At 60.7% G+C, this 12125-nt stretch carries 11 protein-coding genes; 2 read left to right on the top strand and 9 right to left on the bottom strand.

The window, feature by feature from the left end; translation table 11 throughout:
- Nucleotides 1–152: 152 nt before the first annotated feature.
- From ppa to CER19_RS00675, 8 genes are all read right to left on the bottom strand, one after another.
- A complete protein-coding gene (ppa, locus tag CER19_RS00710) occupies nt 153–680 on the bottom strand; it encodes an inorganic diphosphatase (RefSeq protein WP_003176323.1) in 528 nt (175 codons plus the stop codon).
- Between the two features lie 109 nt (nt 681–789).
- Nucleotides 790–1605 carry a zinc-dependent peptidase gene (locus tag CER19_RS00705; RefSeq protein WP_116665022.1) on the bottom strand — a complete coding sequence of 272 codons (816 nt, stop codon included), beginning with the start codon at nt 1603–1605 and terminating at the stop codon, nt 790–792.
- A 6-nt stretch (nt 1606–1611) separates the two neighbouring features.
- Complete coding sequence (locus tag CER19_RS00700) at nt 1612–2268, bottom strand: DedA family protein (RefSeq protein WP_116665021.1); 657 nt, start codon at nt 2266–2268, stop codon at nt 1612–1614.
- A 227-nt stretch (nt 2269–2495) separates the two neighbouring features.
- Nucleotides 2496–2954 carry an N-acetyltransferase gene (locus CER19_RS00695; RefSeq protein WP_014720105.1) on the bottom strand — a complete coding sequence of 153 codons (459 nt, stop codon included), beginning with the start codon at nt 2952–2954 and terminating at the stop codon, nt 2496–2498.
- Between the two features lie 89 nt (nt 2955–3043).
- Nucleotides 3044–3880: an ethanolamine ammonia-lyase subunit EutC gene (gene eutC / locus CER19_RS00690; protein WP_034126894.1), complete on the bottom strand. Its 837-nt coding sequence runs from the start codon at nt 3878–3880 to the stop codon at nt 3044–3046.
- Entirely contained in the window at nt 3877–5271 is a 1395-nt protein-coding gene (locus tag CER19_RS00685; RefSeq protein ID WP_116665020.1) for an ethanolamine ammonia-lyase subunit EutB, read from the bottom strand. The genes eutC and CER19_RS00685 overlap by 4 nt, the downstream gene beginning before the upstream one ends.
- A 63-nt stretch (nt 5272–5334) precedes the next feature.
- The gene (gene eat, locus CER19_RS00680; RefSeq protein WP_054896913.1) at nt 5335–6768 is read right to left on the bottom strand and encodes an ethanolamine permease; all 1434 of its coding nucleotides are present in this window, start codon (nt 6766–6768) and stop codon (nt 5335–5337) included.
- 216 nt (nt 6769–6984) lie between these two features.
- Complete coding sequence (locus tag CER19_RS00675) at nt 6985–8505, bottom strand: aldehyde dehydrogenase family protein (protein ID WP_116665019.1); 1521 nt, start codon at nt 8503–8505, stop codon at nt 6985–6987.
- 272 nt (nt 8506–8777) lie between these two features.
- On the opposite strand from CER19_RS00675, the gene CER19_RS00670 reads away from it, so the two are divergent.
- Nucleotides 8778–10688, top strand: a complete 1911-nt coding sequence (locus CER19_RS00670) for a sigma-54-dependent Fis family transcriptional regulator (protein WP_116665018.1) — start codon at nt 8778–8780, stop codon at nt 10686–10688.
- Nucleotides 10689–11045: 357 nt separating this feature from the next.
- Here the strand turns inward: CER19_RS00670 and CER19_RS28960 are convergent, their stop codons facing one another.
- Nucleotides 11046–11285, bottom strand: coding sequence for a hypothetical protein (locus CER19_RS28960; protein WP_133298292.1), 240 nt, complete (start codon nt 11283–11285; stop codon nt 11046–11048).
- Between the two features lie 52 nt (nt 11286–11337).
- Here CER19_RS28960 and CER19_RS28955 point away from each other — a divergent pair, with 52 nt between their 5' ends.
- Nucleotides 11338–12033 carry a hypothetical protein gene (locus CER19_RS28955; RefSeq protein WP_116665016.1) on the top strand — a complete coding sequence of 232 codons (696 nt, stop codon included), beginning with the start codon at nt 11338–11340 and terminating at the stop codon, nt 12031–12033.
- Nucleotides 12034–12125: the final 92 nt, after the last annotated feature.

Here is a 12125-nt window from a genome sequence, read left to right as displayed (position 1 = left end):
TGTAGGATTTGGCTTAGTTGTGGCTGGATCTTTCAGGTGTGCAACTTAGTTAAACGCTGCAAATAAATATTGAACTTGATGTTTAATCAGGCCCATAAAAAAGCCCCGAATTAACGGGGCTTTTTATTTGCCGTGGCAATGAGGCGCGGGTCTCAGCCTTTGTAGGCGGCAACCGACTTCATGATCTCGGCGCGGGCGGCGTCTGCGTTGCCCCAACCGTCGATCTTCACCCATTTGCCTTTTTCGAGGTCTTTGTAGTTCTCGAAGAAGTGCTTGATCTGTTCCAGCAGCAGTGGCGGCAGGTCGGTGTATTCCTTCACGTCCACGTACAGCTGGGACAGCTTGTCGTGTGGCACGGCGATGACTTTGGCATCGCCGCCGCCGTCGTCGGTCATGTTCAGGATGCCGACTGGGCGCGCGCGGATGACCGAGCCTGGGGTGACCGGGTAAGGGGTCACGACCAGCACGTCGAGGGGGTCACCGTCGTCAGCCAGGGTGTTGGGGATGAAACCGTAGTTGGCCGGGTAGAACATCGGGGTGGCCATGAAACGGTCAACGAACAGGCAGTCGCTGTCTTTGTCGATTTCGTATTTGATCGGCGCGTGGTTGGCCGGAATTTCGATGGCGACGTAGATGTCGTTCGGCAGGTCTTTGCCAGCCGGAATCTTGCTGTAGCTCATTGGGCGTTGCCCCCGTTAGTTGGCCATATGACATGGCCGGATTGGCCTAAAAGTGGCGGCGATTATAGGCATATTCTGACGCCGATGCCATGCGCCAAGCGTCGTACGGTCATTCGCCCTGTGGCGAGTAGCGCAGGTCACTGGCTTGCAGTTGGGTCAGGCGGGCCAGGGGATCCTGGCGATAAAAGCGGCTGAGTTGGGCGTACACCTCTGGATAACTATTGACCAGTAAATCCGGGGCGCTGAAGAAATATTCACTAGTAACGGCAAAGAATTCCGCCGGGTTTTCCGCAGCGTAAGGGTCTATCTCGGTCTCGGCGTCCGGGTTGGCGTCCAGCTGGCGGTTGAGGTCATCGAAGGCGCCTTGCATGACGCTGGCCCAGTCCTGCACGCGCATGTCGTGGTGCAGCGGCGGCAGGCCATTGGCGTCGCCGTTGAGCATGTCCAGCTTGTGCGCCAGTTCGTGGATGACCAGGTTGTAGCCTTCCCATTGGCCGCTGGCGAGCACGCCGGGCCAGGCGAGGATCACCGGGCCTTGTTGCCAGGCTTCGCCGCTGTGTTCGCCGTCCCACTCATGCTCCACGCCGCTGGCATCGCGATGGCGTTGCGGGCTGAGGAAGTCGTCGGGGTACAGCACGATCTCATGGAAGCCTTGGTACCAGTCGAGGTCGCCCAGGTTCATCAGCGGCAATTGCGCCTGGGCGGCGAGCAGCAGGCGTTGTTCCTGGTGAAGTTCGACGCCGGGCAGGGCGGTGAGGTGTTTTTCGCTGAGGAACACCACGCAGGCTTCGCGCAGCCACTGGTCTTGCTCCGGCGTGATGCCATCGAGGAAGGTCAGGTGGTGGCGCACCCGTTGCCAGGTGTCATCGGCAATCGGGTGCTTGGCCAGCAGGCGCCGGCGACGCCAGGCGCTGAGGGACCACATGGGCGGTCAGTGCGGGTTGGCTTCGGAGGACGTGCGGCCAAAGCGGCTGCGCACCACGCCAATAATCATCGGCACCAGGGACAGCAGTATGATGAACACCACCAGCAGCGACAGGTTCTTCTTGATAAAAGGCACGTTGCCGAAGAAGTAACCCAAGGTCACCAGGCCGCCGACCCACAGGATGGTGCCTAGTACGCTGAAGCCGAAGAAGCGCGGATACGGCATCTTGGCCACGCCCGCGACGAACGGCGCGAAGGTGCGCAGGATCGGCAGGAAGCGCGCCAGGGTCACGGTCTTGCCGCCGTGCTTGTCGTAGAAGTCGTGGGTTTTTTGCAGGTAGTCGCGGCGGAAGATCTTGGAGTTCGGGTTGCTGAACAAGCGCTCGCCCGCCGTTCGTCCGATCACGTAGTTGGTGCTGTCGCCGAGGATCGCCGCCAGCATCAATAGGCCGCCCAGCAATACCGGGTCCATACCGCCACCGGCCGCGACGGCACCGGCGATGAACAGCAAGGAGTCGCCCGGCAGGAAGGGCATGACCACCAGGCCGGTTTCGCAAAAAATCACCAGGAACAGAATGGCGTAGATCCACGGACCGTAATTGGTTACCAGCATGTCGAGGTAGACGTCGAGATGCAGGATAAGGTCGAGCGGGTTGAAATCCATGGATGGCACCTGTGTGAATAGCCCGGCTCAGCGGGCTTGTGCGGAAGCTCAGGCAATAAGGCTACAAGTAATTGTCGCGGTTCTTACAACCCTGAAAGGTCGGCATTATACGGATTGAGAGGTGAAAAGCGTGTGGCTTTTGTAGCGGGGAGTGTCGCGAAATTGTGAAGGGGTTGGGCTTCAAGCCAGCTCCCACAAGAGTATTGCGGTGTTTGGCTGACTGGTTTTCAGTCTTCGTTGATCGGCAACACGTAGTTTTTGAATTCGGTGTCTTCGCGAAACCCAATCGACTCGTAGGTCTTCTGCGCCACGTCGTTATCGCTGCTTGTCGATACCCGCAGGCGCACCGCGTGGGTGTCCTTGGCCATTTTCTTGGCCGTGCGCATCAGGTTGTCGGCCACCAGTTGCCGACGCGCATCCTCGGCCACATAGATGTCGTTGAGGATCCACACCCGCTTGAGCGACAGCGAAGAAAAGCTCGGGTACAGCTGGCAAAACCCCAGCAGCCGCTTGTCGTCATCGTCGGCCAGGGCCAGGTAGATCACCGACTCCTTGCGCCGCAGGCGCTTTTCCAAAAAGGCCCGTGACGAATCCGGGAACGGCAGGGCCCCGTAGAATTCGCGGTATTTGACGAACAACGGGGTCAACAGGTCCAGGTGTTCCAGGGTCGCTTGAGTAATCCGCATGCCAGGCCTCAACTTCCAAATGGGGTATGACCACACGAGCGGCCGTGACTCGATGCTGCCTAATGACGCCAAAAAGCGCAATCGTGCCGCTATCGGTCATCTGCCGGGCTGAGCAGGAAATTGCCTTTCATCAGGTCCGGGTCGTCGGATTCGAGGGTCTGAACCTGCGCCTCATCCTTGAGATTGACCCCCGACAACTGACGGCGACACGCCTCGCGCATTAAGTACAGCAGGCGATGGGCCGCCATGCCATAACTCAAGCCCTCCAGCCGCACATTGGAGATGCAGTTGCGATAGGCATCGGTGAGGCCGACCTTGGGGTTGTAGGTGAAATACAGGCCCAGGCTGTCCGGCGAGCTGAGCCCCGGCCGTTCGCCGATCAGGATCACCACCATTTTGGCGCCCAGTAGCTGCCCGATTTCATCGGCCACCGCCACGCGGCCTTGCTCCACCAGGATCACCGGTGACAAGGACCAGCCTTCGGCGTGGGTCTGTTCTTCCAGGCGCGCCAGAAACGGCGCCGTGTGTTTATGCACGGCCAGTGCCGACAGGCCATCGGCCACCACGATGGCCAAGTCCACACCACCGGGCTGAGCCAAGGCGTAGTCGCGCAGCGTTTGCGCCGACTCATCGCTCAGGCGTCGCCCCAGGTCCGGGCGTTGCAGGTAGATGTGCCGGTCCGTGGCGGCGCTGTGCAACAACAGGCTGTCTCGTCCACGTTCGGCCAATTGGTGGCTGAGCCCGGCGTGATCGAAGGGCAGGTGCACCGCGTCCCGCGCCTGGGCGTGGGCAAACTGGAAGTCCAGTTGGGCGCTTGTGGGAAGGCTGGTGCCGGTGCGGCCCAGGGCAATGCGCGCTGGGGTGAGGCGACGCAGTTCCAGCCACGGGTTGTCAGGCAATTCTGGTTGCACAGTCGGCTCCTTCATCCCAATTGCGCCAAGGCGTGGCGAAAGGCCGGTGGCAGGCTGTTGCCGAAGTGCACCTTGCCATCAGCCTGCGTAAAGATGCCCATTTTCGCCAGCCATTGCTCGAATTCCGGCGCTGGTTTTAAACCCAATGTTTGCCGGGCGTACAGGGCGTCGTGGAACGAGGTGGTCTGGTAGTTGAGCATGATGTCGTCGGAGCCGGGGATGCCCATGATGAAGTTGATGCCAGCCACGCCGAGCAGGGTCAGCAGGGTGTCCATGTCGTCCTGGTCGGCTTCGGCGTGGTTGGTGTAGCAGATGTCGCAACCCATGGGTACGCCGAGCAGTTTGCCGCAGAAGTGGTCTTCAAGGCCGGCGCGGATAATCTGCTTGCCGTTGTACAGGTACTCCGGGCCGATAAAGCCGACCACGGTGTTCACCAGAAACGGCTTGAAGTGCCGGGCCACGGCGTAGGCTCGGGTTTCACAGGTTTGCTGGTCGACGCCAAAGTGCGCATTGGCCGACAAGGCGCTGCCCTGGCCGGTTTCGAAGTACATCAGGTTCTGGCCCAGGGTGCCGCGCTTGAGGCTTAAGCCCGCCTCGTAACCTTCCTGCAGCACGTTCAGGTTGATCCCGAAACTGGCATTGGCCGCTTCGGTACCGGCAATCGACTGAAACACCAGGTCCAGCGGTACGCCGCGGTTGATCGCTTCGATGGAGGTGGTGACGTGGGTGAGCACGCAGGCCTGGGTGGGGATGTCGTAGCGCTGGATGATCGCGTCGAGCATCTCCAACATGGCGCAGATCGAGGCGATGCTGTCGGTGGCCGGGTTGATGCCAATCATGGCGTCGCCGTTGCCGTACAGCAGGCCGTCGAGAATGCTCGCAGCGATGCCGGCCGGTTCGTCGGTGGGGTGGTTGGGCTGCAAGCGCGTGGACAAGCGCCCGCGCAGGCCCAGGGTGCCGCGAAACTGAGTGACCACACGGATCTTCTGCGCCACTAGCACCAAATCTTGCACGCGCATGATCTTGGACACGGCCGCTGCCATTTCCGGTGTCAGTCCTGGCGCCAATCCACGTAGGGTATGTTCATCAGCCGCATCGCTGAGCAGCCAGTCGCGCAGGCCGCCGACCGTGAGGTGGCTGACCGCTGCAAACGCCTGTTTATCGTGGGTGTCGATGATCAGCCGGGTGACTTCATCGCTTTCATAAGGAATCAGTGCTTCCTGCAGGAAGTGCTTGAGCGGGATATTCGCCAGCGCCATCTGCGCCGCCACACGTTCGCCGTCATTCTGCGCGGCGACACCGGCGAGGAAGTCCCCGGAGCGTGCCGGGCTGGCCTTGGCCATCACGTCCTTGAGGCTGTCGAAGCGGTAGGTTTGAGCACCCACCGCGTGGGAAAAGCTTGCCATACAGTGTCTCCTTGATGACGCGGGCCTGCTGTGGGCAAGGCGCCGCGTCGAGGTTTTCGGCAGTTAGTGCAGGGCGGCCTCTGCGGCCTGGATCGCCGCGAATTCCTCTTCCGGCGTGCCTGCTACCAAGTGATGCCGGCTGTAGAAAGCAAAGTAAGCAATTAATACTCCATAGATGATCGCCGCGCCAATCACCACGCGCGGGTCCACCAGAAAGCCCGCCACCACGGCCACGCAAGCCAGCACCAGCGCCACGCCTGAGGTGAAGATGCCACCGGGGGTGCGGTATGGCCGCTCCATTTTAGGGCGGCGGATGCGCAGGGTGATGTGGGCGGCCATCATCAACACGTAGGAAATCGTGGCGCCAAACACCGCCACCAGGATCAGCAAGTCACCCTGGCCGGTCAGCGACAGGCCAAACCCGATAATCCCGGGGATCACCAGCGCCAATACCGGCGCTTTGCTCTTGTTGGTCTCGGACAATTTACGTGGCAGGTAACCTGCCCGGGACAAGGCAAAGATCTGCCGCGAATAGGCGTAGATAATCGAGAAAAAGCTCGCGATCAAACCCGCCAGCCCGACCAGATTGACGAAGCTGCCCATCCAAGTGGAACCGCCGTAGGACAACGCCAGCGCTTCAACCAGCGGGTTGCCGGATTTGATCAGCGCGTAAGTCCCCGCACCGCCCGGCGCGATCACCAGGATCAACAGGGCAAAACTGGTCAGCACCACAATGGCGCCAATCAGCCCGCGCGGCAGGTCGCGCTTGGGGTTCTTGGTTTCTTCAGCGGCCAGCGGCACGCCTTCCACCGCCAGGAAAAACCAGATGGCATAAGGGATCGCGGCCCACACGCCGACGTAGCCGAACGGCAGGAAGCTGCTGGCGCCCTTGGCCTCGGTCACGGGTATATCCAGCAGGTTGGCGACGTTGAAGTGCGGCACCATCGACACCAGGAATACGCCCAGGGCAATCGCGGCGATAGCGGTGATCACGAACATCAGCTTCAAGGCTTCACCCACACCAAAAATGTGGATGCCGATAAAGATAATGTAGAACGCCAGGTAGATCATCCAGCCGCCAATGCCGAACAACGACTCGCAATAGGCGCCGATAAACACCGCGATGGCGGCGGGCGCGATGGCGTATTCGATAAGGATGGCAGTGCCGGTGAGGAACCCGCCCCAGGGGCCGAAGGCGCTGCGGGCAAAACCGTAGCCACCGCCAGCAGTGGGGATCATGGAGGACAGCTCAGCCAGGGAAAAGCACATGCACAGGTACATGGTGGCCATCAGCAAAGTGGCGAGGAACATGCCGCCCCAGCCGCCCTGGGCCAGGCCGAAGTTCCAGCCGGCGTAATCGCCGGAAATAACATAGGCGACGCCAAGGCCAACCAGTAGTACCCAGCCGGCGGCGCCTTTTTTCAGTTCGCGTTGTTGAAAATAATCGGTGCCGACTTTTTCGAAGTCGACAGAAGAACCAGTGGGTTCGCTAGGCATGGGAAGTACCTTCCATTTTTATTGTTTTTGACTCGGCGTCTTTGTGCCGAACGAGGTAGCAATTGCTTGTGATATCAAATGTGGGAGCTGGCTTGCCTGCGATAGCGGCCTGTCAGCTACCCCTTATTTGGCTGATACACCGTTATCGCAGGCAAGCCAGCTCCCACACTTGATCGCATTTCAAGTTGGGAGCGGGTTGCTTGCTACAGGGCTAAGTTAGAAAAAGCCCAACGGATTAATGTCGTAGCTCACCAGCAAGTTCTTGGTCTGCTGGTAGTGATCCAACATCATCTTGTGGGTTTCACGGCCCACGCCAGACTTCTTGTAACCGCCAAACGCGGCATGCGCCGGGTACAGGTGGTAGCAGTTGGTCCACACGCGGCCAGCCTTGATCGCCCGGCCCATGCGGTAGGCGCGGTTGATGTCGCGGGTCCACAGGCCAGCGCCCAGGCCGAACTCGGTGTCGTTGGCAATCGCCAGGGCTTCGGCTTCGTCCTTGAAGGTGGTGATGCTCACCACCGGGCCGAAGATTTCTTCCTGGAACACACGCATGTCGTTGGTGCCCTTGAGCAGGGTCGGCTGGATGTAATAACCGGTGGCCAGGTCGCCCGTGAGCTTCTCGACCTTGCCGCCCGTGAGCAGTTGTGCGCCTTCACCCTTGGCGATTTCCAGGTAGGACAGGATCTTGTCGAACTGCTGCTCGGACGCTTGGGCGCCCACCATGGTGTCGGTGTCCAGCGGGTCGCCACGCTTGATCGACTCGACCTTCTTCATCACCACTTTCATGAAGTCGTCGTAGATCGACTCTTCCACCAGAGCGCGGGAAGGGCAGGTGCACACTTCGCCCTGGTTGAAGAACGCCAGCACCAGGCCTTCGGCGGCTTTTTCGATAAATGCAGGTTCCGCTTTCATGATGTCGGCGAAGAAGATGTTCGGCGACTTGCCGCCCAGCTCGACCGTGGACGGAATGATGTTCTCCGCCGCGGCATGCATGATGTGCGAGCCCACAGGCGTTGAGCCGGTGAAGGCGATCTTGGCGATGCGCTTGCTGGTGGCAAGGGCTTCGCCGGCTTCCTTACCGAAACCGTGCACCACGTTCAGCACGCCTGGAGGCAGCAGGTCGCCGATCAGCTCCATCAGCACGCTGATGCCCAGCGGCGTTTGCTCGGCGGGCTTGAGCACCACGCAGTTACCGGCGGCCAGGGCTGGCGCGAGTTTCCACGCGGCCATCAGCAGCGGGAAGTTCCACGGGATGATCTGGCCGACCACGCCCAGCGGTTCGTGGAAGTGGTAGGCGGCGGTGAGTTCGTTGATTTCGGCGCTACTGCCTTCTTGGGCGCGGATGCAGCCGGCGAAGTAGCGGAAGTGGTCGGCGGCCAGGGGGATGTCGGCGTTGAGGGTTTCGCGCACGGCCTTACCGTTGTCCCAGGTTTCGGTGATGGCCAGCAGTTCGAGGTTTTGCTCGATGCGGTCGGCGATTTTCAGCAGCACCAGCGAACGGTCCTGGGCCGAGGTTTTGCCCCAGGCATCCGCGGCGGCGTGGGCGGCGTCCAGCGCCTTGTCGATGTCTTTGGCGGTGGAACGCGGGAAGTCGGCAATCGGCTTGCCGTTGACCGGCGAGGTGTTGGCGAAATAGTTGCCATCGACTGGCGCCACGAATTCGCCGCCGATGTAGTTGCCGTATTTGGCCTTGAACGAAACGATGGCGCCTTCAGTACCGGGGTGTGCATAACGCATGGTGAGCATCTCCTGCTTTTATGTTTATTGGAGTACAGCGCGGCAAGCGCGTTATAAAGCGTAGAGCAAAGGTTGGGCCACTGCTGTGCGGGCCAGCAAAATCAATGAGTTGGGCTTTATCGCAAGGCGTTGCCGTGACAGGTGCGGTACAGGCGAGGTGACAGTTTGTGCCACAAACGGTACAGCCTGTGATCGGTGGGTCGGGCCGGGATTGCAATGGCCGAATGGCTGGGGGATGCTGGGCGTTCTCACGCAGGGAGAATAATAAGAACATGCATAACGATCATTTCAGTCGCCATGCCCAGCAAGTCTTGACTGTCACCCGTGGCCAAGAGCTTTCCCAGGGGCCGGGCAGCGATCCGTCCATCGCCCGCTCCTGGCTGCGCTGCGTGGAGGACTACCACCTCGACCCGGCGCTGACCATCGCGCCTACCGTGCTTGAACACGGGCGCCTGCTGGAAAGTCGCGAACGCCTGCGCCAAGTACTGCACATTGCCGGCAGCGAAATGAACAGTTTGCACCAGCAACTCTCCGGCGCTGGTCATGCGGTGCTGCTCACCGATGCGCGCGGGGTGATCCTCAACTGTGTCACTGCGCCGTCGGAGCGCAAGATTTTCGAGCGCGCCGGCTTATGGCTGGGCGCTGACTGGAGCGAAGCCTGCGAAGGCACTAACGGCATCGGCACCTGCCTGGTGGAGCGGCAGTCGTTGACGATCCACCGTGACGAGCATTTTCGCGGCCGTCATACCGGGCTGACCTGTTCGGCCAGCCCGGTGTTCGACCCTCATGGTGAATTGCTGGCGGTGCTGGATGTGTCCTCGGCCCGCGAAGCCGTGTCGCGCCAAAGTCAGTTCCACACCATGGCGCTGGTGAACCTGTCGGCCAAGATGATCGAAAGTTGCTACTTCCTGCGCCACTTCGAACACCACTGGCTGTTGCGTTTTCACCTGCAGGCCGAGTCGGTTGGGTTATTCAGCGAAGGCTTGCTTGCGTTTGATGGCGAAGGGCGCATTTGTGCGGTCAACCAGAGCGCCCTGAACCTGTTGGGGCAGTTGCGCGGCGGCTTGGTGGGCCAGCCGGTGGAAGCGTTTTTCGACTGCACCCTGGATCAGTTGCTGGGGCGGGCTAGCGCAAATGCCACGGCCAGTTGGCCACTGCGTACCCGCGATGGTCGGCCTTTATTTGCAGCGCTGCGAGGCCTGCCCCGCAGTGCGCCGGCCCCTATCATCAAGCCGCAGGCGTCACGCCCATTGGGTATCTGCCTGGGCGACCCGGCGTTGCAAAATGAGCTGCGCAAGGCCTCGCGAGTGTTCGAGCGGGACGTGCCCTTGCTGATCAACGGCGAAACCGGCTGCGGTAAAGAAGCCTTCGCCAAGGCCGTGCATCAGGGCAGCCAGCGGGGCGACAAGGCCTTTGTTGCGCTGAACTGTGCGGCGATTCCAGAAAACCTGATCGAGAGCGAATTGTTTGGCTATCGCGCCGGCAGTTTCACCGGCGCCCTTAAAGAAGGCATGCGCGGCAAGCTGCAACAGGCCGATGGTGGCACGCTGTTTCTCGACGAAATCGGCGACATGCCCCTGGCGTTGCAAACCCGCCTATTAAGGGTGCTGGAGGACCGTCTGGTGGGGCCTATCGGCGGCGAACCCCAAGCCGTGAACGTGCGCATCATCAGCGCCACGCACCGCAATTTGCTGGAACGGGTGGCCGATGGCCGCTTTCGTGAAGACCTGTATTACCGCTTGAACGGCTTGGAAGTGGCCCTGCCGCCGTTGCGCGAGCGCAGTGACAAGTCGCAACTGTTGGACTTCCTCTTGGCCCAGGAAGCAGGCAGCGAACAGGTGATGCTCGACGAGTCGGCGCGTCAGGCCTTGTTGGCATTCCACTGGCCCGGCAACCTGCGGCAGATGCGTACCGTGTTGCGCACGGTGGTGGCGCTCTGTGAGGGCGGGCGAGTCGGTCTTGAAGACTTGCCGGCGCTGATTCGCCAGGCTCGGCCGCAAGGGGCGAGGGCGGATGCGCCGTACGTCTTGCCACTGGAAAGCGCCGAGCGCCAGGCATTACTCGATGCGTTGGCGCAGCAGCGCTGGCATATGAGCCATGTGGCGGAACAGTTGGGCGTCAGTCGCAATACGCTGTACCGCAAGTTACGCAAACATGGTATTTCACGGGGCGCCATGCATTAGGGCGCGCGACAGTTGTCGGAATAACTCCGTTATTGCGGACTACTCGTTTTTGTCCCACGTTATTTAAGGTTTTTTATCGCTCTACACGCTCACGTCGTCCCGGAACGTGGTGTGCTGTTTTAAGCACTGATGGAATAAGGGCAGAGCATTAATTGCCCTTAAACACCGTTGTTTGAAACTTCTAGGGTGACAACACATGAATATTACAAGTCCAATAACGACTCCTGTGCCACAACTCCCTGTTCAACTTGATGTTACGCCTGCGTCCCCACCGCCCCCTTTAAAGGCGGGCTGGGGCGAACCGATGCACCCCATTGAGCCTGAGCCTGAAACGCAGTCGCCTGAGCAGGAGGCTGATCAAACGTCGAAGGTGCGCGTCAAGCGTGGAATCTTCGGGCGTCGGTTCGGGGGTGGATCCCGGCCCGCACCTCCCGTATCGCCTACGCCATCGCCCAGGGTGCCGCCTGCCCCGGTCAGTCCCACGCCCACCCGGCCCCCAACCACGGCGGGTGGGAAAAAGCCGACGACAAGCCACGAGACCCCTGGCACCAGTGCGACCGCAGGCAGTTCAGGCCAGTCGACTGCCAGTAGGCTCAAGGACGCGCTGACCAAGGGGCCGCAGACGCCCCCCCGCGGTGGCACCACCCCTGTGAAACCGGAGGAATCACCCAAGGTCAGCGTGGCTGATGTCACCCAGCGGTTGTTGGATGCCGACAGGCTGGTCAAGGCGGGGGTTATTTCTACATCGCCCTCTACCGGCAAGATGGTCAAGGATGCGTTCATCAACGCAGGCGTCAATGGTATGGTCAGTGCGCCGATCAATGTGGGGGCGTATGCCGGGTCCGTGGCTGCGGGGGAAGCGATCAAGGGCCAATACGTACCGTCGCCAGTGGTGCCACCGCCACCGCATTTACCCGGCGTTGCACAGCCCGATCAGAAGGCAACGCCGCCAGTCGTGACGCCATACGCACCCGACGAGCCTGCGCCTGTGGCCACGCGCCATCTGGATCGGGTAGAGAAAGTGCTGCTGGAGTTTGCCAATCTCATCATCACGCTGGCGGGAAACACCGGAGACCGGCTTGCCATGGGCGATGCCTGGCCCAAGGAGCGTGAGGCACGCATGAGGAACCTTGAGCAGTTACTGGACGTTTCAGAAACCCATATGAAACAACTGGCGGAGGACCACGACCTGATTTTCAAGCCTCACATCGAGTCGCAAACGTCCCCTGGTGCCGGTGGCCGCCTAGGCGTGATCGAGCGTCGTTATCATGCCTTGAAAAAAACCGTCGACCGAATCATGACCTTGAAAGACGCTGAGCTTAAAAAAGCTGGCATCCCGGTTTAAGTCATCCCTTTTGCCCGCCGGATCCTACCGGCGGGCGTTTCGCGCTCAGCTAAAGCGTGCGAACTTTCCCACCCTACGCTAACCTGCCTCGA

Source organism: Pseudomonas sp. GL93, assembly GCF_003408955.1.
Classification (GTDB): Bacteria; Pseudomonadota; Gammaproteobacteria; order Pseudomonadales; family Pseudomonadaceae; genus Aquipseudomonas; species Aquipseudomonas paracarnis.
The sequence above is the reverse complement of the archived record's forward strand: the minus strand, read 5'-3'. Positions and strand labels throughout refer to the sequence as shown.